The sequence below is a fragment of the Streptomyces sp. NPDC043867 genome (assembly GCF_056435845.1).
The window spans coordinates 1-25,049 of record NZ_JBWKDS010000018.1 but is presented as its reverse complement, the minus strand read 5'-3'; the positions used below and the strand labels follow the sequence as shown (position 1 = coordinate 25,049).

The 25,049-nt window shown below is 71.3% G+C and carries 18 protein-coding genes; 8 read left to right on the top strand and 10 right to left on the bottom strand.

What is annotated here, in order from left to right; all coding sequences use genetic code 11:
• Positions 1-194 precede the first annotated feature (194 nt).
• Both AC069T_RS19210 and AC069T_RS19205 read left to right on the top strand, forming a co-directional pair.
• Positions 195-2,024: an AMP-dependent synthetase/ligase gene (locus AC069T_RS19210; protein WP_478783882.1), complete on the top strand. Its 1,830-nt coding sequence runs from the start codon at positions 195-197 to the stop codon at positions 2,022-2,024.
• A gap of 288 nt (positions 2,025-2,312) precedes the next feature.
• Positions 2,313-3,104: an aldo/keto reductase gene (locus AC069T_RS19205; RefSeq protein ID WP_478783985.1), complete on the top strand. Its 792-nt coding sequence runs from the start codon at positions 2,313-2,315 to the stop codon at positions 3,102-3,104.
• Between the two features lie 124 nt (positions 3,105-3,228).
• Here the strand turns inward: AC069T_RS19205 and AC069T_RS19200 are convergent, their stop codons facing one another.
• The 3 genes from AC069T_RS19200 to AC069T_RS19190 form a co-directional block, all read right to left on the bottom strand.
• Entirely contained in the window at positions 3,229-4,137 is a 909-nt protein-coding gene (locus tag AC069T_RS19200; RefSeq protein ID WP_478783881.1) for a class I SAM-dependent methyltransferase, read from the bottom strand.
• Between the two features lie 223 nt (positions 4,138-4,360).
• Positions 4,361-6,100, bottom strand: a complete 1,740-nt coding sequence (locus tag AC069T_RS19195) for a glycoside hydrolase family 6 protein (RefSeq protein ID WP_478783880.1) — start codon at positions 6,098-6,100, stop codon at positions 4,361-4,363.
• Between the two features lie 11 nt (positions 6,101-6,111).
• A complete protein-coding gene (locus tag AC069T_RS19190; RefSeq protein WP_478783879.1) occupies positions 6,112-6,423 on the bottom strand; it encodes a hypothetical protein in 312 nt (103 codons plus the stop codon).
• A 253-nt stretch (positions 6,424-6,676) separates the two neighbouring features.
• Here AC069T_RS19190 and AC069T_RS19185 point away from each other — a divergent pair, with 253 nt between their 5' ends.
• Together AC069T_RS19185 and AC069T_RS19180 are read left to right on the top strand one after the other, a co-directional pair.
• Positions 6,677-9,592 (top strand): glycoside hydrolase family 48 protein, encoded by a 2,916-nt coding sequence (locus tag AC069T_RS19185; protein WP_478783878.1) that lies wholly within the window; start codon positions 6,677-6,679, stop codon positions 9,590-9,592.
• Positions 9,593-9,735: 143 nt separating this feature from the next.
• A complete protein-coding gene (locus AC069T_RS19180) occupies positions 9,736-12,402 on the top strand; it encodes a cellulose binding domain-containing protein (protein ID WP_478783877.1) in 2,667 nt (888 codons plus the stop codon).
• A 241-nt stretch (positions 12,403-12,643) separates the two neighbouring features.
• Here the strand turns inward: AC069T_RS19180 and AC069T_RS19175 are convergent, their stop codons facing one another.
• From AC069T_RS19175 to AC069T_RS19165, 3 genes are all read right to left on the bottom strand, one after another.
• Entirely contained in the window at positions 12,644-14,533 is a 1,890-nt protein-coding gene (locus AC069T_RS19175) for a rhamnogalacturonan lyase (RefSeq protein WP_478783876.1), read from the bottom strand.
• A 265-nt stretch (positions 14,534-14,798) separates the two neighbouring features.
• Positions 14,799-15,539, bottom strand: coding sequence for a class I SAM-dependent methyltransferase (locus AC069T_RS19170; protein ID WP_478783875.1), 741 nt, complete (start codon positions 15,537-15,539; stop codon positions 14,799-14,801).
• A gap of 5 nt (positions 15,540-15,544) precedes the next feature.
• Positions 15,545-15,850 (bottom strand): 4a-hydroxytetrahydrobiopterin dehydratase, encoded by a 306-nt coding sequence (locus AC069T_RS19165; RefSeq protein WP_478783874.1) that lies wholly within the window; start codon positions 15,848-15,850, stop codon positions 15,545-15,547.
• A gap of 130 nt (positions 15,851-15,980) precedes the next feature.
• Here AC069T_RS19165 and AC069T_RS19160 point away from each other — a divergent pair, with 130 nt between their 5' ends.
• On the top strand, positions 15,981-16,817 hold the full coding sequence (locus AC069T_RS19160) for a helix-turn-helix domain-containing protein (RefSeq protein WP_478783873.1): 837 nt from the start codon (positions 15,981-15,983) through the stop codon (positions 16,815-16,817).
• A gap of 181 nt (positions 16,818-16,998) precedes the next feature.
• Positions 16,999-17,862: a helix-turn-helix domain-containing protein gene (locus AC069T_RS19155; RefSeq protein WP_478783872.1), complete on the top strand. Its 864-nt coding sequence runs from the start codon at positions 16,999-17,001 to the stop codon at positions 17,860-17,862.
• Positions 17,863-17,990: 128 nt separating this feature from the next.
• Here the strand turns inward: AC069T_RS19155 and dnaK are convergent, their stop codons facing one another.
• The 4 genes from dnaK to AC069T_RS19135 form a co-directional block, all read right to left on the bottom strand.
• Entirely contained in the window at positions 17,991-19,940 is a 1,950-nt protein-coding gene (gene dnaK, locus AC069T_RS19150; protein WP_478783871.1) for a molecular chaperone DnaK, read from the bottom strand.
• A 132-nt stretch (positions 19,941-20,072) separates the two neighbouring features.
• Positions 20,073-20,501: an OsmC family protein gene (locus AC069T_RS19145; RefSeq protein WP_478783870.1), complete on the bottom strand. Its 429-nt coding sequence runs from the start codon at positions 20,499-20,501 to the stop codon at positions 20,073-20,075.
• 230 nt (positions 20,502-20,731) lie between these two features.
• Entirely contained in the window at positions 20,732-22,846 is a 2,115-nt protein-coding gene (locus AC069T_RS19140) for a phage holin family protein (RefSeq protein WP_478783869.1), read from the bottom strand.
• Positions 22,847-23,002: 156 nt separating this feature from the next.
• The gene (locus AC069T_RS19135; RefSeq protein ID WP_478783868.1) at positions 23,003-23,401 is read right to left on the bottom strand and encodes a hypothetical protein; all 399 of its coding nucleotides are present in this window, start codon (positions 23,399-23,401) and stop codon (positions 23,003-23,005) included.
• Positions 23,402-23,539: 138 nt separating this feature from the next.
• On the opposite strand from AC069T_RS19135, the gene AC069T_RS19130 reads away from it, so the two are divergent.
• Positions 23,540-24,313: an MBL fold metallo-hydrolase gene (locus AC069T_RS19130; protein WP_478783867.1), complete on the top strand. Its 774-nt coding sequence runs from the start codon at positions 23,540-23,542 to the stop codon at positions 24,311-24,313.
• Positions 24,310-24,954, top strand: coding sequence for a DedA family protein (locus tag AC069T_RS19125; protein ID WP_478783866.1), 645 nt, complete (start codon positions 24,310-24,312; stop codon positions 24,952-24,954). The genes AC069T_RS19130 and AC069T_RS19125 overlap by 4 nt, the downstream gene beginning before the upstream one ends.
• Positions 24,955-25,049: the final 95 nt, after the last annotated feature.

Genomic DNA, 25,049 nt, shown 5'->3' with positions numbered 1-25,049 from the left:
TACAGATTCCGTGGAGATTACGGCACCGAAACTTACCGAACCGTAAGTAATCTGTCCGGCCCTTCCCCATGTGCGCGCATTTCCCTGACCGGCCAGGGCGGACGCCGGGCCGCCCGGTGCCTTCGCCCCCTCCCGTCCGATCCGTCCGTGAGGTAGCTTTCACGGCGCTGTGCCGAGCGCCACAAGGAGCGGGTTTGCGCGAGTTCACCAACCCTCCGCCGGCGTCGCCGCCGCTGCCGGTGGGCGGTCTGGCCGACGTTGTGTTCGACCATGCCCTGGAGGACCCGCTGCGCGTCGCCCTCGGTCGCAAGGACGACCAGGGGCAGTGGCGTGACGTGACCGCCGCCGAGTTCCGCGACGAGGTGCTCGCCCTGTCCAAGGGGCTCCTCGCCCAAGGCGTCCGTTTCGGCGACCGGGTCGCGATCATGTGCCGCACCCGGTACGAGTGGACCCTCTTCGACTACGCGCTGTGGACGATCGGCGCCCAGGTGGTGCCCGTCTACCCGACGTCGTCCGCCGAGCAGGTCTTCTGGATGCTGCACGACGCGCAGGTCGCGGCCGTCATGGTCGAGCACGAGGACCACGCGATGACGATCGCCACCGTCGTCGACCGGCTGCCGCAACTGCACAAGCTGTGGCAGCTCGACGCGGGCGCGGTGCAGGAGCTGTACGAGGCGGGGGCGCACCTCGACGACGAGGTGGTGCACCGGCACCGGCGCGCGGTCACCCCCGATTCGGTCGCCACGATCATCTACACCTCCGGCACCACCGGGCGCCCCAAGGGCTGTGTGCTCACGCACGCCAACTTCATGTTCGAGACGGACACCGTCATCGAGCGCTGGGAGCCGGTCTTCCACTCCCGACGCGGGGACGAGGCGGCCACGCTGCTCTTCCTGCCGCTCGCGCACGTCTTCGGGCGGATGGTGCAGGTCGCCGCGATCCGCGGCCGGGTCCGGTTCGGCCACCAGCCGCAGCTCAACGCGGCGGCCCTGCTGCCCGACCTGGCCGCCTTCCGGCCGACCTTCTTCCTCGCCGTGCCGTACATCTTCGAGAAGGTCTTCAACGCGGCCCGCCGCAAGGCGGAGAAGGAAGGCAGAGCCGGGGCCTTCGAGAAGGCCGTCGACGTCGCCGTGCGCTACGCCGACGCGATCGAGGACAAGGCCTGGGGCATCGGCCCCGGCCCGTCGGCCGCCCTGCGGATGCAGCACCAGGTCTTCGACAAGCTCGTCTACGCCAAGGTACGCGCGGCGATGGGCGGCCGGGTGAAGCACGCGATGTCGGGCGGCTCGGGCATGGACCGCCGGCTCGGCCTGTTCTTCGCGGGCGCCGGGGTCACCATCTACGAGGGGTACGGCCTCACCGAGTCCACGGCCGCGGCGACCGCGAACCCGCCCGAGCGCACCCGGTTCGGCACCGTCGGCCAGGCCATTCCGGGCACCACCGTGCACATCGCGGACGACGGGGAGATCTGGCTGCACGGCGGCAACGTCTTCCAGGGCTACCTGAACGACAGCAAGGCCACGGACGCCGCGCTGCACGACGGCTGGCTGGCCACCGGCGACCTCGGCTCCCTCGACGAGGACGGCTACCTCACGATCACCGGCCGCAAGAAGGAGATCCTGGTGACCTCCGGCGGAAAGAGCGTCTCGCCGGGCGTCCTGGAGGAGCGGGTGCGCGACCATCCGCTGGTCGCGCAGTGCATCGTCGTCGGCAACGACCGGCCGTACATCGCCGCCCTCGTCACCCTCGACTCGGAGGCCGTCGACCACTGGCTCCAGATGCGCGGCAAACAGCGGATGACCCCGTCCGAGCTGGTCCGGGACGCCGACCTGGAGGCCGAGGTGCGGCGCGCGGTGGTCGCCGCGAACACGCTGGTCTCGCAGGCGGAGTCGATCCGCACGTTCCGGATCCTGGCCCGTCAGTTCACCGAGGAACACGGACTGCTCACGCCTTCGCTGAAGCTGAAGCGCAAGGCGATCGAGAAGGCGTACGTCGCCGAGGTCGAGGCCCTGTACCGCGCCTGAGGGCTGTCGGCCGGCCCATGATCCGGACGGGTTTCCGGCTCGTCCCGGAGGCCGAGGGGGACATCGAGGCCGTCGCGGTGATCCCTCGCGGGTCCCGTCACCCGTCCCTCGTGCTTCAGGGCCATTTTCGGCCAATATCCGGTTTCCCTCGCCCATCCCCGAGCGAATTGGGCACTCAGGAATGCATCACGCGCTGTGATCGTTGACGATGGAGTACCACCCGACGAACTGAAGGATCGAGAGCTAGTGAGCAAGGTCCCCCCGATCATCCTGAACAACGGCGTCGAGATGCCGCAGCTGGGTTTCGGCGTCTGGCAGGTCCCGGACGACGAGGCGGAGCAGGCCGTCGCCACGGCACTGGAGGCCGGGTACCGCAGCATCGACACCGCGGCGATCTACGGCAACGAGGAGGGCACGGGCAAGGCCATCGCCTCCGCCGGCGTCCCGCGTTCGGACCTCTTCGTCACCACCAAGCTCTGGAACAGTGACCAGGGGTACGACTCCACCCTCCGTGCCTTCGACACGTCGCTGGAGAAGCTCGGCCTGGACTACGTGGACCTGTACCTGATCCACTGGCCGCTGCCGTCCCGGGGCACGTCCACCGACACGTACAAGGCCTTCGAGAAGATCCACGCGGACGGCCGCGCCAAGGCCATCGGTGTCTCCAACTTCCTCCCGGAGCACCTGGAGAAGCTGCTCGAGGCGACGTCGGTCGTCCCGGCCGTGAACCAGATCGAGCTGCACCCGCACCTCCAGCAGGGCGGGGCCCGGGAGTACCACGCGAAGCACGCCATCGCCACGGAGGCCTGGTCCCCGCTCGGCCAGGGCAAGGGCCTGCTGGAGGTCCCGGCGATCGTGGCCATCGCCCGCAAGCACGAGCGCACGGCGGCCCAGGTCGTGCTGCGCTGGCACATCCAGCTCGGCAACGTCGTGATCCCCAAGTCCGTGACGCCGTCGCGGATCAAGGAGAACATCGAGGTCTTCGACTTCGAGCTGGACGCCGAGGACATGGCGGCGATCAGCGCGCTCGACGAGAACCGCCGGCTGGGTCCCGACCCGGCCACCTTCGACGTGGTCTGAGGGACGGCACCTCCCTGACGGAGGTCAGGCTTCTCCTCCCGGCGCCACCGGCGCGGGACACCTCGGGCGGGCGCCCCGGCCAGAGCTTCACCGCCGGGGCGCCCGCCCGCGCGCTCGGTGCCGGCTACTCCCCCTTCACCCCGACGTACACCGTGTGGGCCAGCAGGACGAACGTGTCCGGGCGGTGGTGGACGCTCGCCTTGTCGTCCGGGTCCAGGAGCCGGTCGAGGGTGGCCAGGTCGTCGGCGTCGAGGCTGTGCGCGAGGCCCTCGCGGCGCCGGTGCAGGATCGTGACGACGAAGGCGCGGGCCTCCTCGGACAGCGGGGCGGGCAGGTCGAGCAGGAACGTGCGGGTGGCGACGTGCCGCAGACCCACCGCGGTCAGCAGGGCGGGCCAGTCCTCCGTCTCGGCCACCGCGCCGGGCAGGTCCGCGCGCATCTCGGTGAACCAGTGCTCGTGGACCGCGTCGATCCGGGACTCCAGGCCGGGGCGGCCGATGCCGATGTCGCGCGGCAGGAAGCGCGGGGACAGGCCGCCCTCCAGGAGCGCGAGCGTACCGCCGGGCGCGAGGCTCCGTGCGAAAGCGGCGAGCGCGGCCCGCTGGTCGCCGACGTGGTGCAGGGACCTGCTGGCCCACAGCAGGTCCGCCGGGTACTCCAACTCGCCCAGGCCGTCGCCCAGTTCGGCGCACAGGGTGCTGAAGCGGTCGGCGACGCCGTGGCTCCCGGCGCGGGCGCGGGCCCGCTCGAGGAGCGGCTCCGCACCGTCGACGGCCACGACACGCGCCTGCGGGAAGGTGCCGGCGAGCAGACAGGAGATGACGCCTGGGCCGCTGCCCGCGTCCACGATCAGACCGGGTTCGGGCTTCAGCTCCCGCAGCCAGGCCGCCGCGCTCGTGTAGAGGGGCGTGAACAGCTCGGCCTCCTGCTCCAGCACGGGGAGCATCTCGGCGAAGTCCATGTGGGTGTGGTCGTGGCCCGCGTGGGCGGGGCCCGCGTGGGCGTGGCCGGCGTGGTCGTGAGCGTGTGCCATGGTTCCGGACCTCTCGTTCGGGATGCGGACAGCGTGCTCCGCCGCTCCCGGAAACGGCCAGTCGTGTTGCGCGAACGGCAAAACGTGTCGGCGTCGAGGAGGCAGGTCCGTAGGGGGCAGATCCGTAGGGGGCAGATCCGTAGGGGGCCGGGACGGGCGGGCCGCCGGGGACCGGCGGCGCGACAAGCGCCGCCGGCCCCTGACGGGCTCGCTCATCCGGTCGTCACAGCGCCGGGTACGCGTTCTTCAGGAGCTCCTGGAACTGTGCCGAGAACCAGTGCCCGGCCAGCGGCGCGTTGGGCAGCGCCCCCGACATGCTGTTCCCGTTGCGGGCGTTGCCGGTGTACGTCGGGTCGCACATCCGGTCGAAGCCCTTGCCCTCGTCGTTGTCGACGACGGAGCTGGCGCCATCCGACTCACCCGGAGGCTTCACCCACACGTAGGCGTCGACACCGGCGGCCGGGGCCGCGGTCGGCCGCGCACCGAGGCCCGCACCGCTCTGGTTGCACCAGTTGCCGGCGTGGATGCGGCGGTCGACGCGACCACCGTTCACATAGGCGTCCACCGAGGTCAGCGGACCGGCGCCGGCGGGCCGGGCGGAGCCGCCCCAGCCGTTCCGGGAGGTGTCGACCAGCATGCCGATACCGGAGTTGAAACCGGCCGCGACGAGCTTGTCACGCAGTGCCTGGGCGTAGGACTGCTCGTCCACGTACTGGTTCCAGTCCACCCACTTCGACTGACGTACCGTCTGCCCGTTGACGCTGTCGGTGACCTTGAAGTTCGGTTCGGTGGTCGGGCTGTAGTTGGCGGTGTTGACGATGAAGCCGGCCACGTCGCTCACGCTCGCGCCGTTGGTCGTGGCGACCCTGTAGAACTGCTGGACGGAGGGAGCGAGGTTGGTGTCCCAGCCCAGCCAGCCGTGATGCGCGGCGTCGATGTAGTTGTAGACGTTCGGGATGGCGCCCAGCTTGTCCAGGGCGTAGCTCACACCCTTCTCGTAGTTCCCGTTGCTCTTCATCGTGACGCAGGCGTCGGTGGTGGTGTTGGTGCCGCCCGCGTTGGTGATCAGGTTGGGCAGGGAGTCGGGCTCGATGACGGTGCTGATCCGGAGACCGGCGTAGGCCGGGTCGGCCAGGATCGCCGCGATCGGGTCGATGTACTCGGTCTTGTACCTGCCGATGTCCGTGGGGCCCAGTTCTCCGTTGGAGGCGAGAGCCGCGCAGTCCCGTCCCGGCAGATCGTAGATGACCAGCTGGACGGCCAGCTCGCCCGAGCCCTTCTGCTTGAGCGCCGCGTCCAGGTGGGCGCGCAGGCCCATGCCGCCGTTCGCGCCCTTGATGGCGGCGATGCGGTCGAGCCAGACGGCGGTGGGCTGGTTGGAGATCTTCGTGCCGCCCGGTTCGGCCGCGGCCTTCGCGGACCATTCGGGGTTCACGTACACCTTGGCACCGGCGTACGGGTTGTCCGCCTTGCCGCCGGACGGCGGCGGGGTGGTCGGGGGCGGGGTGGTCGGCGGCGGGGTGGTCGGGTCGGTGCCTCCGCCGCCGTCGACGTTGCAGGCCACACCGTCGAGGGTGAAGGTGGCGGGCAGCGCGTTCGTCCCGCTGTACGTGCCGTTGAAGCCGAAGCTGACCGAACCGCCGTTCGCCAGCGAGCCGTTGTAGCTCTCGTTGGCGGCGGTGACGGCGGCGCCGCTCTGGCTGAGCTTCGCGCTCCAGCCGGAGGTGACCTTCTGGTTCCCGGCGTACGACCACTTCAGCGACCACGAGGACTTGGCGGCGCTGTGGTTGGTGATGGTCACGGCGGTGGTGAAGCCGGTGTCCCACTGGTTCTGCACTTTGTAGTCGACGGTGCAGGGGACGGCCGTGGGGCCGACGTCCCCTGCGACGGCCGCGAATGCGGTGCCCGTACCACCGGCCAGCAGGGCAAGTGCCGCCAGTAGGGCTGTTCTTGTACGGATCATGTGCGGGGTTCCTATCCGTTGAGGGAGCGCGGGTGGTAGCGCAGCCCGGTGCCGTAGGACATGGGGGTTCCGTCGTGCTCGCCGATCGGGGAGGGGCCGTTGACATGCCAGGCGGCGGCGACCCTGCCCGCCGGATCGCCGGGTGGGTTCGCCGGCCACTGGCCGAGATCGTGCGGGTACGCGGGGCCGCCGGCCGGAATCAGATTCCTGGCCCGGGTGCCGACGGCGCGGTTGACGCCGGGCAGCCTTCCGGCTCTGCCGTCGGCGTCGAGGCGGAACTCGGCGCCGACCACGGGAAATGCCGGACGCGGGGGGTGTCGCATGAGCGACTCCTTGCAGTTCAGGCGTGTCGTGTCCGACACGTCGACTGATGGAACCGCTCCCACTGGTGCCGATGAAGCTAGCGCCAAGTGCCGCCAAAGAACAGAGGAGATGCACTGTCGATCAATCGAATCATTTCGACTCTTCAAGCACCTTGACCGCTCACAGCCCTCTCCCCATCATGGGAGCGCTCCCACTGGTTCAAGGCTTGTTGCTCCTCCCCCATTTCTCCGAGCCGCAAGGAGGAACCAGCACATGCACTCCAGACGCAGACGCCGTACCGCGCGACGGATGTGGACCGCCGTCGCGGCGGCCCTGGCGCTGCCGCTCACCATGCTGAGCACCAGCTCAACTCCCGCTCAAGCAGCGGCAGTTCAGTGCAGCGTCGACTACAAGGCCAACGACTGGGGCTCCGGGTTCACGGCGGATCTGACGATCACCAACCGCGGCTCCGAAGCCATCAGCGGATGGACCCTGACGTACGCCTACACCGGAAACCAGTCCCTCACCAACGGGTGGAACGGCACCTGGTCCCAGGCCGGCAAAACGGTCACCGCGAAGAACGCGTCGTGGAACGGGACGATCGCCGCCGGGGCCGCCGTCACCACCGGCGCGCAGTTCACCTACAGCGGCACCAATGCCGCTCCCACCTCCTTCGCCGTCAACGGCACGACCTGCGCCGGCGCGCACCAGCCGCCGGTCACCGTGCTGACGTCGCCCACCGCGGGCGCCGTGTACACGCAGGGCGATCCGGTCCCGCTGGCCGCCACCGCCGCGGCGGCCGACAACGCGACCGTCAGCAAGGTCGAGTTCTACGACGACACGACCCTGCTGGGCACGGACACCAGCGCGCCGTACACGCTCTCCACGAGTTCGCTCGCGGCCGGGAGCCACTCGCTGGTCGCGAAGGCGTACGACAGCCTCGGGGCCTCGGCCGACTCCACACCGGTCGGGATCACGGTCGCGTCGGGACCGGCCGTGGTCGCCTCGCCGTCCCAACTCGGCGTCCAGCAGAGCAAGTCGGGAACGTTCGAGGTCAAGCTGTCGACGAAGCCGAGCGCGAACGTCACGGTCTCCGTGGCACGCACCGGCGGCAACACGGGCCTGTCCGTGACCGGCGGCTCCTCGCTCACCTTCACGCCGTCCAACTGGAACACGGCGCAGAAGGTGACCGTCACGGCCGACGCGTCGGGCACCGGTGCGGCCACCTTCACGGCCTCGGCGACCGGTCACACCAAGGCGACCGTCACCGTGACGCAGCTGGCCGCGTCGAAGGCGTACGACGCCCGGTTCCTGGAGCTGTACGGGAAGATCACCAACCCGGCGAACGGCTACTTCTCCCCCGAGGGCATCCCCTACCACTCGGTGGAGACGCTGATCGTCGAGGCTCCGGACCACGGGCACGAGACGACGTCGGAGGCGTACAGCTATCTGATCTGGCTGCAGGCCATGTACGGGAAGGTCACCGGCGACTGGTCCAGGTTCAACGCCGCGTGGAAGACCATGGAAACGTACATGATCCCCACGCACGCCGACCAGCCGACGAACTCCTTCTACAACGCCGCCAAGCCGGCCACGTACGCGCCCGAGTACGACACTCCGAACGAGTACCCGGCCAAGCTCGACGGCGGGGTGTCGGTCGGTCCTGACCCGATCGCCGCCGAGCTGAAGGGCGCGTACGGCACGGACGACATCTACGGAATGCACTGGCTGCAGGACGTAGACAACGTCTACGGCTACGGCAACGAACCCGGCAAGTGCGAGGCGGGGCCGACGGCCACCGGTCCCTCGTACATCAACACCTTCCAGCGCGGCCCGCAGGAGTCCGTCTTCGAGACGATCCCCCAGCCGACCTGTGACGCCTTCAAGTACGGCGGTCCCAACGGCTATCTGGATCTGTTCACCGGCGACGCCTCCTACGCCAAGCAGTGGAAGTTCACCAACGCCCCCGACGCCGACGCCCGTGCCGTGCAGGCCGCCTACTGGGCCGACGTCTGGGCCAAGGAGCAGGGCAAGAGCGCGGACGTGTCGACGACACTCGGCAAGGCCGCGATGATGGGCGACTACCTGCGCTACTCCATGTACGACAAGTACTTCAAGAAGATCGGCAACTGCGTGGGGCCGTCGGCGTGCCCGGCCGGCACCGGCAAGGACGCCTCGCACTACCTGATGTCCTGGTACTACGCCTGGGGCGGCGCCACCAACACCTCGGCGGGCTGGGCCTGGCGCATCGGTTCCAGCCACACGCACGGCGGCTACCAGAACCCCCTGGCCGCCTACGCCCTCAGCCAGAACGCCGACCTGAAGCCCAAGTCGACGACGGGGCAGGCGGACTGGGCCAAGTCGCTCGACCGGCAGCTGGAGTTCTACCGCTGGCTGCAGTCGGACGAGGGCGCCATCGCGGGCGGCGCGACCAACAGCTGGGGAGGCCGCTACGCGACCCCGCCGGCCGGGACGCCCACCTTCTACGGCATGTACTACGACGAGAAGCCCGTGTACCACGACCCGCCGTCCAACCAGTGGTTCGGCTTCCAGGCGTGGTCCATGGAACGCGTCGCCGAGTACTACCAGCAGACGGGGGACGCGGACGCCAAGGCCGTGCTCGACAAGTGGGTCGACTGGGCCCTGTCCAAGACGACCGTCAACCCCGACGGCACCTTCCAGGTCCCGTCCACGCTCAAGTGGTCCGGCAAGCCCGACACCTGGAACGCGTCGAGTCCGGGCGTCAACAGCTCCCTGCACGTCACCGTCGCCGACTACACGAACGACGTGGGCGTGGCGGCCGCGTACGCCAAGACCCTGACGTACTACGCCGACCGGTCCGGTGACACGGAGGCGAAGACGACGGCGAAGGCGCTGCTCGACGGCATGTGGGAGCACAACCAGGACGCGCTCGGCGTCGCCGTCCCGGAGACCCGCGCCGACTACAACCGCTTCGACGACGGCGTGTACGTCCCGAGCGGCTGGACCGGCAAGATGCCGAACGGCGACACGGTCAACTCCTCGTCGACGTTCGCCTCGATGCGGTCCTTCTACAAGAACGACCCGGCGTGGTCGAAGATCGAGAGCTATCTCGCGGGCGGCGCCGCGCCCACGTTCACGTACCACCGGTTCTGGGCCCAGGCGGACATAGCCCTCGCCATGGGCTCGTACGCGGAGCTCCTCGAATAGTCCCCGCTCGCTCCGCGTACCGAGGCCCCGCCGCCCGTCCCACGGACGGCGGGGCCATGGCCGGGCGGTCCCTCGCCGCACCGAGGGACCGCCCGGCCTTCGCGTCTTTCCACGCCCCTCGTCCCCCCGGAGAGGACCCCACCGTGCGAAGAACCCGCATCCTCACGGCCGTGCTGGCACTGGCGGCCGGTCTGCTGGCCGGCACCCCGCCCGCACTGGCCGCCGAAGCCCCGGCGAGGGCGGCCGGGAAGGCGGCCGTCGCCGCCGACACCTACACCTGGAAGAACGCGCGCGTCGACGGTGGCGGCTTCGTGCCCGGCATCGTCTTCAACCGCTCCGAGAAGAACCTCGCCTACGCCCGCACCGACATCGGCGGCGCCTACCGGTGGGTGCAGTCGTCGAAGACCTGGACGCCGCTGCTCGACTCGGTCGGCTGGGCGGACTGGGGGCACACCGGGGTCGTCAGCCTCGCCTCCGACTCCGCCGACCCGGACAAGGTGTACGCGGCCGTCGGCACGTACACCAACGGCTGGGACCCGGCGAACGGCGCCGTGCTGCGCTCCGCCGACCGCGGCGCGAGCTGGCAGAAGGCCGATCTGCCGTTCAAGCTCGGCGGCAACATGCCCGGCCGCGGGATGGGCGAGCGCCTCGCCGTCGACCCGAACAAGAACAGCGTGCTGTACCTGGGGGCGCCCAGCGGCAAGGGCCTGTGGCGCTCGACGGACTCGGGCGCGAGCTGGTCGCAGGTCACGAACTTCCCGAACGCCGGCACCTACGCCCAGGACCCGACCGACACGAGCGGGTACGCCAGTGACAACCAGGGCATCGTCTGGGTCACCTTCGACGAGTCCACGGGATCGTCCGGGCGCGCCACGCAGACCGTGTACGTCGGGGTCGCCGACAAGGACAACGCCGTCTACCGCTCGACGGACGGCGGCGCCAGCTGGTCCCGGCTGCCCGGCCAGCCGACCGGGTACCTCGCGCACAAGGGCGTTCTCGACGCCGCGAACGGCTACCTCTACCTCGCCTACAGCGACACCGGCGGCCCGTACGACGGCGGCAAGGGCCGGCTGTGGCGGTACGCGACCGGGACGGGAACCTGGACGGACATCAGCCCCGTCGCGGAGGCCGACACGTACTACGGGTTCAGCGGGCTGACCCTCGACCGGCAGCACCCCGGCACCGTGATGGCCACGGCGTACAGCTCCTGGTGGCCGGACACGCAGGTCTTCCGCTCGACCGACCGCGGGGGCACCTGGACGAAGGCCTGGGACTACACCTCGTACCCGGACCGGTCGAACCGCTACACGATGGACGTCTCGTCCGTGCCCTGGCTGTCCTGGGGAGCCAATCCCTCGCCGCCCGAACAGGCCCCGAAACTGGGGTGGATGACCGAGGCGCTGGAGATCGACCCGTTCGACTCCGACCGGATGATGTACGGGACGGGCGCGACGGTCTACGGCACGGAGAACCTGACGAACTGGGACGGCGGAGGCAAGTTCACCATCACCCCGATGGTGCGGGGACTGGAGGAGACGGCCGTCAACGACCTCGCCGCTCCCCCGTCCGGCGGTGCCCAACTCCTCAGCGCGCTCGGTGACATCGGCGGGTTCCGGCACACGGACCTGGGCAAGGTGCCGCCGATGATGTACACCTCGCCGAACTTCACCTCGACCACGAGCCTGGACTTCGCCGAGAGCGACCCGGGGACGGTGGTGCGCGTCGGCAATCTCGACTCCGGTCCCCACGTGGCCTTCTCCACCGACAACGGGGCCAACTGGTTCGCGGGCACCGACCCGGCGGGGGTGAGCGGCGGCGGCACGGTGGCCGCCGCCGCCGACGGCAGCCGCTTCGTGTGGAGTCCGGAGGGCACCGGGGTGAAGCACGCGAGTGGGTTCGGCGCCTCGTGGTCCGCGTCGAGCGGCATCCCGGCCGGGGCGGTCGTCGAGTCCGACCGGGTGGACCCCAAGACCTTCTACGGCTTCAAGTCCGGCAAGTTCTACGTCAGTTCCGACGGCGGCGCCACGTTCACGGCCTCGCAGGCGGCCGGCCTGCCGAGCGGGGACAGCGTGCGTTTCAAGGCGCTGCCCGGCACGAAGGGGGACGTCTGGCTGGCGGGCGGCGCGAGTGACGGCGCGTACGGGCTGTGGCATTCCACGGACGGCGGCACGACCTTCACGAAGGTGCCGGGCGTCGACCAGGCCGACACTGTCGGCTTCGGCAGGGCGGCGCCCGGCGCCTCGTACCAGACGCTGTACACGAGCGCGAAGATCGGCGGCGTACGCGGCATCTTCCGCTCCACGGACAAGGGTGCCACCTGGACGCGCATCAACGACGACGCCCACCAGTGGGGCTGGACCGGCGCGGCCATCACCGGTGACCCGCGGGTGTACGGGCGCGTGTACGTGTCGACGAACGGGCGCGGGATCGTCTACGGGGACACCGCCGGCGCCGGGGACGGCGGGGGCGGTACCGATCCGGTGCCGACGGGCGCCTGCGCGGTGACGTACAAGGTCACCAACCAGTGGTCGGGCGGCTTCCAGGCGGACGTGTCCCTCGCCAACACGGGCTCCGCCGCGTGGACCGGCTGGTCGCTCGACTGGACCTTCCCGGACGGCCAGAAGGTCACCCAGATGTGGAACGCCGACCCCACGCAGTCCGGTCCGGCGGTCACCGCGAAGAACCTCGGCTGGAACGCCCGGGTGGCGGCCGGCTCCTCCGTGAGCTTCGGCTTCACGGGCAACTGGTCGGGCTCGAACGGCAAACCGACGTCGTTCAGACTGGGCGACCGGACCTGCACGGTGACCTGACGCGGCCGGGATCGAGCCCGGCCGAGATCCCGGCACGCAGTCACACGTCTGCTCGAGAGCCTCGCCCGTGACGGGCGGGGCTCTTGCCGCGCCCGGTGCGTGGCCGCGTTCGTGATCTGCCTCGCCGAGTACCACGGGGTTCGTTGGCGGGGTACGCGGGGCCCCCGTCCGCGCCGGGCGGGCGGAGGCCTCGCGTTCGGGGCGCGCCGGCCGGGGGCCGGGCCGCACCCTTCCTTCTTTCCTAGGGCGTGTAGACGGTCGGCCGGGGTGCTGTCCGCATTCCGCCGCCCAGGTGGTAGCTCGGGTGCGGGGGCTGGTTGTAGGCGGTGTTCTGCCAGGCCAGGCCCGTGCGGTACATGGTGTCGTGGAGGAGTGTGGTGATCCTCGTGGTGGTCTCCGTCGGGGTCGAGTAGATGCGCAGGGCCCTGTTGTCCGACGTGGGCCAGACGACTTCCTCGCGCCAGTCGCCGAAGAGGTCCCCGGACAGGGACGGGGTCGCCTTGGTGCCGTTGTTGGAGTGGACCGAGGTGCCCGTCAGGAGGCGGGTGTCGGACGACGTGCCGTACTTGTCGATGTGGGTGCCGTCCAGCAGTTCGCGGGTGGTGTCGCCGTCCCACCAGGAGAGGAAGTTGACGGAGGACGGCTCGCGGCCCTTGGCGGCCCCGGACTCGTCACGGACCGACGTGTCCGCGGCGGACCACACCTCGGCTCCGTCGTTCCCCGCCCAGATGTCGTCCGCGACACCGCGTCCGTTGTCGCAGCAGGCCGCGAGGCTCCAGTCGACGTGCCCGTTAGCGGGGTCGATGTACAGCTCGGCGGGCTGGGACGTGGACTCCGAGACCTTGAAGTACTCAAGGCCGGGGTGCGAGGGATCGAGGTCGCCCAGGTGCTGGGCGTCGCCGTGCCCGGTCCTGGTGGTCCACAGGCCGTTGCCGTTGTCGTCGACGGCCATCGCCCCGTAGACGATCTCGTCCTTGCCGTCGTTGTCGACGTCCCCGACGGACAGACTGTGCGAGCCCTGGCCGTCGTACCCTTTGCCGCTGTTGGTCGAGGAGCTGGAGTCGAAGGTCCAGCGCCGGGTGAACGCCCCATTGCGCCAGTCCCAGGCGGCGATGACGCTGCGGGTGTAGTAGCCGCGCGCCATGATCAGTGAGGGCCGGGCCCCGTCCAGGTACGCGGTACCGGCGAGGAACCGGTCCACGCGGTTGCCGTACGAGTCGCCCCAGGAGGAGACCGTGCCGCGGGCCGGGACGTAGTCGACGGTGCCCATGGCCGCGCCGGTCTGCCCGTTGAACATGGTCAGGTACTCGGGCCCGGACAGCACGTACCCGCTGGAGTTGCGGTGGTCGGCGGAGGCGCTGCCGATGACCCTGCCCTGGCCGTCGGTGGTCGCGTCGGCCGTCTTCATGGCGACCTCGGCCCTGCCGTCGCCGTCGTAGTCGTACACCTGGAACTGCGTGTAGTGCGCGCCCGAGCGGATGTTCCTGCCGAGGTCGACGCGCCAGAGCCGGGTGCCGTCGAGCTTGATGCCGTCGACGATCGTGTTGCCGGTGTACCCGGACTGGGAGTTGTCCTTGGCGTTGGTCGGCTGCCACTTGAGGACGAAGTCGAGCGCGCCGTCGCCGTCCAGGTCGCCGACGGAGGCGTCGTTGGCCTCATAGGTGTACGCGACTCCGTCGGGGGTCGTGCCGCCCGCGGGCGGGGTGAGGGGCACGTCCTTGTATCCCGAGCGGAACTGGATCGCGTGCACCGAGTCGGCCTGCTCCACGCCGTTCACGATCGCGCGGACGGTGTAGTCGGCGGAGTTCGGCGCCCCGGAGTGGAAGTAGTTCGTGGAGCCGGTGACGGGGGTGGAGTTGACCTTCGTACCGCCGCGGTAGACGTTGAAGGACACGTTGTCCGGGTCGGTGCCGAGCCAGCGCCAGCCGACCAGGTTGCCGGTGTCGGTGTGGACGCTGACCACACCGCGGTCTAGCTTCTCCACCTGGCGGGCGGTCGCGGCGGACGCCGTGCCGGCGGTCAGTGCGGTGAGTCCGGCGGCGGCGAGCGCGCCGCAGACGGCGGTGGACAGGAGCAGGCGGGGACGGGAGACCTTGCGTCTGCGGTGACTGTGCGAGTGCGGGTACTGCACGGTGGACACCTCCTGGGAGGAACAGACGAGCTCTGTGCCTCTCAGTCGCCGCCGCCCGCACAGGAGTTGCCGTACCGGGCGGCCGAAGTTCCGGCGGTGTGGACGACGCGGGTCGCCCGGCTCCGCGGGCTTCAGTACCTCGCCCGACCTGGACGCCTGTGTCGCCGACTCGCTCCCCGGGGCACCGACGAGACGCCGGTGCCCGGCCGGGGCCGGATCGGGCGCGCGCCGCGCCGCTTCCTGAGCGGTGGGCGCGTGCCGGGGCTCAGGTCCTGCGGAACGCCCGCAGGGTGAACTGCGGTTCCGCACGCGGGACGTCCTGCCCGGGCAGGGCTTCGAGCCGCTCGATCACCCGCTCGGTGAGCGGCCCGTCCGGCGGGAGCTGTGTGAACCAGCCGCGCCGCAGGTCCGCCACCGTGCCGCGGGGACTGCGCCCCTGGCCGCGCCCCGTGAAACGCGCCTGCCCGGCGGGAGCGAGACCGTGCGCGAGGGCGTACGTCCCGACGCGCTCGGCCGCGTCCTGGGCGGGACGGATCGGGCGCGCGGCGAGTACGGCGTCGATGTCGCTGCCCACGTCGTGGGCGACGGCCTTGTCGACGGTGGTGACGTAGACGCCGCCGGGCCGCAGCACCCTCGCGCACTCGGCGACGACCGCGCGGACGTCCTCGGGCCCGTCCACGAGGTGCAGCAGCCACACGGAGGCGACGGCGTCGAACGAGTTGTCCCGGAACGGGAGTTCACGGCTGTCCGCGAGGACGACGGCCCCGGGTGCGCGTCGTGCCGCCATCCGCGTCATGCCGGGTGCCGCGTCCACGCCCGCCACGCTCAGCCCAGGCCGCCCGGCCGCCAGGCGACGCGTCACGATCCCGGTGCCGCAGGCGACGTCGAGCAGCGTGCGGGCGTCCTCGGGCACCAGCCCGAGGACCGCGTCGGCGGCGGCAGCCGCCCGTGGCTCACCGCCCCGCGTCGCGTCGTAGGCGTCGGCTTCCGTGTCGTAGTCGAGCACGGCGCTCAGCTCGCACCGTGCGCCGCGGCCAGTTCCTCCACCCGGCGGGCGAGTCCGAGGTCGAGGGCGGTGACCGCGCCGCCGACGCTGTGCGTGTTCACGGTCAGGGAGACGGTGTCGTAGCCGAGCGTGAGATCGGAGTGGTGGTCGAGTTCCTCCTGCACCTGGGCGATGTGCACGACCATCGCCGTCGCCGCGAAGTGCGAGCCCAGCCGGTAGGAGCGGGCGATCCGGTCTCCCTCCAGGGACCAGCCCGGCAACTCCGCCAGACGGTCCTCGATCTCTTTCGGCGACAACGGCTCGACGGCCATGACCTCGGTCCTTCCGTACGGCGGGCACCCGCGGTGGTGTTTCCCCGAGCCTGCCACAGAGGTGCGGCCGGCCGCGGGATCGCGCGGCGCACGACTCGTTCGCGCGCATCCCCTCGACTACGGTCCTCCCATGACCCGAGTCACGTCCGAAGCCGCCGTGCCCCCGACCACCGCTCCCCACGGAGGGGTCGGCCCGCTGCTGCGGGGCTGGCGGGAGCAACGGCGGGTGAGCCAGCTGGAGCTTGCCCTCCGGGCGGGGTCCTCGGCCCGGCACATCAGCTTCGTCGAGACGGGGCGTTCCAAGCCCAGCGAGGAGCTGGTGCTCAGGCTGGCCGAGCATCTGGACGTGCCCGTGCGGGAGCGCAACGCGCTGCTGCTGGCGGCCGGTTACGCGCCCCGTTACCCGGAGACCCCGCTGGACGACCCGGCGCTGGACGCGCTGCGCGAGGGCATGGAGCGCCTCATCCGGGGCTACGAGCCCTACCCGGCGCTCGTGGTGGACGCGATGTACAACGTGGTCGCGGCGAACCGGGGCGTCATGATGCTGCTCGGCGACATCCCCGAGTCACTGCTGACGCAGCCGCTGAACGCGCTTCGGCTGACCCTGCACCCGGAGGGTCTGGCGCCGCGCATCCGCAACCTCCGCGAGTGGCGCGGGCACCTGCTCGCCCAGGCGGGACGGCAGATCGCCCTGCACCGCTCGCGGCCGCTGCGGGAGCTGTACGAGGAGGTCGCGGCCTACCCGGTGCCCGCGTCCGAGGACGCCGACGTGGCCGAACCGGCCGAGCCGGTGCCGTACTTCGCGCTGCCGATGCGGATCGAGCACGAGGGCCGGACGCTGTCCTTCATCTCCTCCATCTCCACCTTCAACACCCCCATGGACGTGACCGTCTCCGAGCTGGCCATCGAGACGCTCCTCCCGGCCGACCCGGCGACGGTCAAGTACCTGCACACGCTCATGCCCTGATGTGCCTTCAGCGCGATGTGCTGGAGCAGCGCGAAACCTGCCGCGGTGAGGTGGGCGAGAGCGAGGTCCTGCGACAGCGGGTGCGGAGGGGGTGTGACAGGGAAGACGCCGTGAGCGCTGAGAGAGGCAGCGGAACATGGCACACTGCATCCGGACTTCGACGCGTAGGGGAGGCGTGGCGTTGAGTGAGCGGCGTCCTGCGCCCACCGTGGGTCAGGTGGTGCTCGGCAGGCGGCTCCAGGAACTGCGGGAGGCGGCCGGCCTCAAGCGCGAGGAGGCGGCGCGCGTGCTGCGCGTGGCCCCCGCGACCGTACGGCGCATGGAGACGGCCGAGGTCGCGCTCAAAATCCCCTACCTCCAGGTGCTGTTGGCGACGTACGGCGTGCCGGACGCCGAGGTGGCGGGCTTCGTCGCGCTGGCCGAGGAGGCGAACCGGGCGGGGTGGTGGCAGCGCTTCCACGACGTGCTGCCGGACTGGTTCAGCATGCACATCAGCCTGGAGGGCGCCGCCCGGATGATCCGGTCGTACGAGCCGCACTTCGTGCCCGGGCTGCTCCAGACCGAGGACTACGCGCGCGCCGTCATGGAGGCCGGGACCGTCGGACAGAGTGACCCCGCCACCGTCGAGCGGTATGTCACCTTGCGCATGACCCGCCAGAAGCTGCTCACCCGAGAACAGCCGCCCCGCTTCTGGGTGATCATGGACGAGACGGTGCTGCGGCGTCCCGTGAGCACCCGCGGCGAGGTCATGCGCGACCAGATCGACCGGCTTCTCGAGGCGACCGGGAACGACGAGATCACGCTCCAGATCGCCGAGTACGCGGCCGGCCCGCATCCGGGGACGTACACGTCCTTCACGCTGTTCCGTTTCGCGGAGCCCGAGCTGCCCGACATGGTCTACAGCGAGTACCTGACCGGCGCCCTCTATCTCGACTCGCGCCAGGAGGTGGCCCATCATCTGGAGGTGCTGGACCACATGTCGGCGCGGGCGGCCTCCGCCGAGCGGACCAAGGCGCTGCTGCGGACGTATCGCGAGCGCTACTGAGCCGTCCGGCGATGCCCGGCGATGTGCCGGGTGCCGTCCCGGCGATGCCCGGCGGTGTGCCGGGGCCCGTCCAGCGAGACCCGGCGGCGTACCGGATCCCGGCGGACGCCGCCCGGATCACGCCCGGTTCAGCCCCGGGCCGTGCCTTCCCCGCCGCTCCGGCCTTCCCCTCCACTCCTGCCGTCGCCGCCGTTCCCCTCGGCCCCGTTCCTGCTGTCGTCGTCGACGATCTCGGCGTCCACCACGCCGTCCTCGTCCGCGGGCGCGGGCTCACCGGCCCGCTCACGCGGCTGCTGGGACGGCGACTGCTGCGACGGTGACTGCTGCTGGGCCTGCGCGTACATGGCCTGGCCCATCTGCCGGCTGACCGAGGCCAGCTGCTCCACGCCGGCCCGCAGCGCGTTCGTGTCGGCCGAACCGTCCAGTAGATCCTTGAGTCCGGCGATCGCCGTGCCGACCTCCGCCTTCGTGGCGGCGGGTACGCGTTCCTCGTTGTCCCGGACGAACTTCTCGGTCCGGTGAACGAGTTGCTCGGCCTGGTTGCGGGTCTCGGCCGCCTCGCGGCGCTTGCGGTCCTCGTCCGCGTACTGCTCGGCCTCGCGCATCATGCGGTCGATGTCGCCCTTGGGCAGCGCCGATCCCCCGGTCACCGTCATCTTCTGCTCGCGTCCCGTGGCGAGGTCCTTCGCGGAGACGTGCATGATGCCGTTGGCGTCGATGTCGAAGGCGACCTCGATCTGCGGGACCCCGCGCGGCGCGGGCGGCAGCCCGGTCAGGTCGAACACGCCGAGCTTCTTGTTGTACGCCGCGATCTCGCGCTCGCCCTGGAACACCTGGATCCCCACCGAGGGCTGGCTGTCGGCGGCCGTCGTGAAGATCTCCGAACGCCGGGTGGGAATGGTCGTGTTGCGCTCGATGAGCGTGGTCATGATGCCGCCCTTGGTCTCGATGCCGAGGGACAGCGGGGTGACGTCGAGCAGCAGGACGTCCTTGACGTCACCGCGGATGACACCCGCCTGGAGGGCCGCGCCGACGGCCACGACCTCGTCCGGGTTGACGCCCTTGTGCGGGTCCTTGCCGGTGAGCTCCCTCACCAGGTCGGTCACGGCGGGCATCCGGGTGGAGCCGCCGACCAGGATGACGTGGTCGACCGCGGACAGCTCCACCCCCGCGTCCGTGACCGCCCGGTGGAAGGGGGTCCGGCAGCGGTCGAGCAGATCGGCCGTCAGCTCCTGGAACTGCGCGCGCGTCAGCTTCTCGTCCAGGTGCAGCGGGCCCTGGTCGGAGGCCGTGACGTAGGGCAGGCTGACGGTGGTCTCGGAGGAACCGGACAGCTCGATCTTGGCCTTCTCGGCGCCCTCGCGCAGGCGTTGCAGCGCCATCTTGTCCAGGGCGAGATCGACGCCGTACGAGCCCTTGAAACGCGTGACCAGGTGGTCGACGATCCGCTGGTCCCAGTCGTCGCCGCCGAGCCGGGTGTCGCCGTTGGTGGCCTTGACCTCGATGACGCCGTCACCGATCTCCAAAAGTGACACGTCGAAGGTGCCGCCGCCCAGGTCGAACACCAGGACGGTCTGCTCCTCGCCCCGGTCCAGCCCGTACGCGAGGGCCGCGGCCGTCGGCTCGTTGACGATCCGCAGCACAGTGAGGCCCGCGATCTCACCGGCCTCCTTGGTGGCCTGGCGCTGGGCGTCGTCGAAGTACGCGGGCACGGTGATCACGGCGTCGGTGACGTCCTCGCCCAGGTAGGACTCCGCGTCCCGCTTCAGCTTCTGCAGGACGCGGGCGGACAGCTCCTGGGCCCGGTAGCGGGTGCCGTCGATGTCACCCCGGTCCGGGAAACGCCAGGCGGTGTCGCCCATGTACCGCTTCACCGAGCGCGCGGTGCGCTCCACGTTCGTGACCGTCTGCCGCTTGGCGACCTCACCGACGAGGACCTCGCCGTTCTTCGCGAAGGCCACCACGGAGGGAGTGGTGCGCGCGCCCTCGGCGTTGGCGACGACGGTGGCATCACCGCCCTCCAGGACGGCCACCACCGAGTTCGTGGTACCTAAATCGATCCCGACCGCACGTGCCATGTCCGTCCCCTTCCGACCCGGCCCTTCCCCTCTCCAGCTCAGAACCCGAGTGCGGATCTGTCAATGCCGCGTACCCGGACACGGCGATGCCGCGCCCCGTGCGAGGGGCGCGGCATCCGGTGCGTACAGGGGTCAGGCGAGCTTGGCGGACACGGTGATCGTCGTGCCGGTGAGCGCCTGGCTGACCGGGCAGTTGACCTTGGCGTCCTCGGCGGCGGCGACGAAGGCCTCCTCGTCGATCCCCGGCACGGTGCCCTCGACCGTGAGGTGGATGCCGGTGATGCCCTCGCCGGGCTGGAAGGACACGTCGGCGGAGGTGACCAGCCTGGTGGGGGGCGTGCCGGCCTTGTCGAGGATGTTCGAGAAGGCCATGGAGAAGCAGCTGGAGTGGGCGGCCGCGATCAGCTCCTCCGGGCTGGTCTTGCCGTTCGCCTCCTCGGCGCGCGACGCCCAGGAGACCGGCTGCTCTCCGATGCTGCCGGAGGAGTCGAAGGTGACGACGCCGTTGCCCTTGAACAGGCTGCCTTCCCACACGGTGTGTGCGGAGCGCGTGGTTGCCACGGTGAGTCCTTTCGGGTGGGGTCCCGTTCCCGGGCTTTCGTGCCCCCTATCCGATCACACTCCGGCTCGGGTGAGGTGAAAGACCGGCCGCACGGTCGCGAGACCCGGCAGCAACTCCCGTCTCCGGGCGGGTGTGACGGTGAACGGCAGCCTGCACGCAGGGCTCCTGGGGAGGCACGGCGTGACGCCCCCGGACGCGCCCTCCGGAGGAGTGGCCCGGCAGCGCGCCGTCACACGGCCCGCCGGTCCTTCCGCCGGGCCGCCTGCGGCACCCGGGGACCGTCGGACTCCCGCAGCCACCGCCGCAGTACGCGGTGGACCTGCTCGGCGCCGACCAGCTCGCCGCCGTCCTCGACCGGCGCGGACAGCGTCACCGGCGACATCAGGAAGGGACGCCCCTGGTCCCCGCCGAGCCCGCCGTGCGAACCGATCTGCTCCTCGAAGGCGAGGACTTCGCCCTCCTCCGGGTCGTACCAGGAGTTGACCATGATGTCGGCGGTGTGCGGGAACGCGTGCGTGCGCCGTACGGCTGCGGCGGCGCCCGGCCCGAAGTCGGCGAGCGGACCGGGGTGCGCGTCGCTCAGCTCGTCCACGGGCACCTCGGCGCCGTGCGCCCCGAGGACGAGGCCGCCGTGCTCCTCGCTCCGGACGAGCACGAAGCCGACGCCGGGATGGTTGGCGAGCGTGGACAGCAGCGCGGGGTGACGGCGGTCGATCTCCTCCCGGCTCATCCGGTGCGGCACGTCCGGGAAGGAGACGAGCCCGAGGTTCCCGGACGCCAGCACGAGGGGCTCCGCGCGGCGGTGCGAGGGACGGTACTGCTCCGCGTCCTCCTCGACCGGCCTGCGCAGCGCGGCCCGTACGGCGGACCGCGCCTCGGCGCCGCTGTGGGTGCGCCGTGCCCGGCGCGGCACAGGCAGACCGCAGCCGGCCCGCACCAGACTGCCGAGGGTCAGCCCGTACCGGGTCAGGAAGGTCTCCCCCGGGCTCTGGCCGTGGTCGGAGAGCAGCACGATCCGGTACGGCCGCGGTGCGTGCTCGGCCACCTTGGCGATCAGCGCGAGCGAACGGTCGAGCCGCTCCAGGACCCGCTCGGCGTCACGGCTGCGCGGCCCGGAGTGGTGCGCCACCTCGTCGTACGCGACCAGGTCCGCGTAGACCGCGGTACGGCCGGCGAGCATGTCGCCGATGACGGCCGCGACCACGACGTCCCGCTCGACGACGGTCGCGAAGGCCCGGATGAACGGGTACAGCCCGCCGCGCTTGACGCGGGGCCTGCGCTTGCGGACGCGGGCCCGCGTGGACTGGCCGACCTCCCTGAAGACCTCCGCGACGAACGACATGGCGGTCCGCACGGCGTTGGCCGGGTCGCTGAAGTACGCGAAGTAGCCCGCCCGGGAGCGGTTGCCGCGGCCTCGCCTGGCCGCCATGGACAGCACCAGCGCGAGCTGTTCCGCGCCGCCGCTGAAGAGGTTGCCCCGGCTGGCACCGTCGAGGGCGAGCAGGCCCCCGTCACCGGTGTGCTCGACCGCCCGGCGCTGGAGTTCGGCGGCGCTGGAGGGGCGGTTGCACACCATCACCTCGCCGCGGTCCTTCTCGTACCAGCGGAAGGCCGGGACGTCGTGGTTGGTGCCGTGCAGGATGCCGAGCTGGCTGGCGCCGGTCTGGCTGGACCAGTCGGTGCGCCAGGCGGTGAGCCGGTGGGTGGGTCCGCGGCCGTCTCGCGACGGGATCCTGCGCCCGGCGGCCGGGCGCGCGCCGAGCCACTCGGCCACGGCCGGCATGACGCCCTTGCGCACCGCCTCCTCCAGCACGTCGTGGCCGACGCCGTCGAGCTGGAGGAAGACGGTGCCGGGACCGGACGGGCCCGTCCGGCCGGACGCCCGCCGCCGCCGGTCCGCGAGGCGGTAGAGCCTGCGCCGGTACGCGTCGTCGTCCCGTACGACGAGAGCGGCGCCGGTGGCCGAGGCGACGGCCGACATCACGGCGGCGACCACCACGGCGGTCTCGGGGGCGGCCTCGCCCCGTCCCGAGGGGTTGATCCGCAGGGCGATCAGCAGCAGGGAACCGTTGAGGAAGAAGACCAGCAGTCCGAGCACGAGGGCGGGCACGAGGAGCAGCGCCCGGACGAGCAGCGGCCAGACCAGCGACGACAGCAGTCCGAAGACCCCGGCGCCGGCCGCCGCGGTGAGCGCGATCCGGGTCGCGCTGTCCCCGGTGTCCGACTGGATCTGGAAGTCGGGCAGCGCCCCGGCGAGCACGAGCATCGTGACCGTGGACGCGGCCCAGACGGTGATGCTCCGCCACACCCCGCTCAGCACGCTCCGCCAACGCCCGCCGCCCACGCCCAGCCACCTTTGCGTCCCGACCCGCCGGAACGCGAGCCCTCACGGCCCGCCCGGTGCGCGGGCCGCCTCCCAGCCTGTCACAACGCCCGGAGCGGCCCGGATGTCACCCGTGGAGCTGTTCCCGCGCGGGGTCCCCGGTACCGGCGGCGCGGCTCAGCGGCCGTCGTAGCCCGCCGTCGGCATCGACAGGCGGCGGTGCACGCTGGCCTTCATCCGGGCGTCGTAGGAGGGTTCGGCGCGGCCGACCGTCTCGACCCGCACCCCGCGCCTCGCGCACTCGGCGGCGAACTCGTCGACGGAGGCGAGGGCGCGCTCCAGGACGCGGCGGCTGGGCGCGACGAACAGGTCGACGAGGCCCGCCTCGACGTCGTCCCACAGCGCGCAGTGGTCGGGGCGCAGTCCGCCGACGAGGAGTTCGCGGGTGACGACGTAGCCGCGCTCCGCGGCCCAGCGGGCGCACATCGCGTGTTGGCTGCGGGAGTCGACGAGGAACGGATCCGCGTCCAGCTCCTCCAGCGGCGTCAGACTGGCGATCGCCGTGACACGCACCAAGGGGCTCCCCCCTGCTCGAACGAAGCGGAGGACGTGGGCCGGGGCACGCGCGCGCGTCTCCCCTCACCTCCGGGTTTCGCCGCCGACCCTACTCCTGCCCGTAGGCTCGGGGGGAGTCGCGCGAAGGAGGCAAAGGGAGTGCCGGTGGAGATCACCTGGTGGGGTCACGCCACCTGCACGGTGCAGGACTCGGGAACACGAGTGCTCACGGACCCGCTGTTCGCGCGCAGGCTCGCGCATCTGCGGCGCCGCGCCGGAGCGCCGCCCCCGGCGGAGGCCGCGGTCGCGGACGCCGTCCTGATCTCGCACCTGCACGCCGACCACCTGCACGTTCCCTCACTGGCCCGCCTGGAGCCGGGGACGCGGGTGCTGGTGCCGCGCGGTGCGCCGCGGGTGGTCTCGGGACTGCGCAGGCTCCGTCACCTCCGCCTCACCGAGGTCGCGCCGGGAGACCGGGTCCGGCTGGACGGACTGCACGTCCGGGTGGTGCACGCGGCGCACGACGGACGGCGGCTGCCGGTCGGGCCGCGCCGGGCGCCCGCGCTCGGTTTCGTCATCGAGGGCGAGGCGCGGACGTACTTCGCGGGGGACACCGGTCTGTTCGACTCGATGGCCGCGGAGGTCGGCGAGGTGGACGTGGCGTTGCTGCCGGTCGGCGGCTGGGGGCCGTTCCTCGGCGAGGGGCACATGGACCCCGGGCGCGCCGCCCGGGCGCTGGCCGAGCTGGCGCCGCGCACCGCGGTGCCGGTGCACTACGGCACGTACTGGCCGATCGGGATGGACGCTGTGCGCCCCCATGAATTCCACACGCCGGGTGAGGAGTTCGTGCGCCGGGCAGCCGAGTGCGCGCCGGGGGTCGCGGTGCACCGGCTCGGGCACGGCGAGAGCATACGGCCGGAGGTCGCCCGGTGATCCTCAGGTCCGCGGTCGTCCTGTCCGCGGCGGGCACGGCCGGTGCGACGGTCCCGCCCGAGTCCACGCAGCAGGCGCTCGGCTATCCGTCGCTGTTCCTGCTGGTGCTGATCGGCGCGCTGGTGCCGGTCGTGCCGACGGGGGCGCTGGTCAGCTCCGCGGCGGTGGTGGCCTTCCATCAGACGTCGCCGTTCTCGCTGGCCCTGGTCTTCGGGGTGGCGTCGCTGGCGGCGTTCCTCGGCGACATCTCGCTGTACTGGCTCGGCAGGCGGGGCACGTACTCGAAGAACGGCTCGCGCTGGCTGGCGGCTCTTCGCGACCGCGCCCCCGAGGAGCGCCTCGCGCAGGCCCAGCGGAAGCTGGACGACCACGGCGTCGCCGTCCTGGTGCTGTCCCGGCTGGTCCCGGCCGGCCGTATCCCGGTGATGCTCGCCTGCCTGATGGCGAAGATGCCCCTGCGCACCTTCGCCCGCGGCGACATCCCGGCCTGTCTCGCCTGGACGCTCACCTACCAGCTCATCGGCATCCTGGGCGGCTCCCTCTTCGAGGAGCCCTGGGAGGGCGTGGTGGCGGCCGTCGTCCTGACGCTGCTGGTCGGCGCGGCCCCCGCACTGTGGCGCCGGGTCCGCGGGGCGGCCTAGTACTGCAACGGTGCTTGTTCTGATTGCTGGGCAGTTTTCAGGGGCTGTGTCCGCGTCGTTTGTAGTGGCTGATGCGGGCTTGGTGCTGGCGTCGT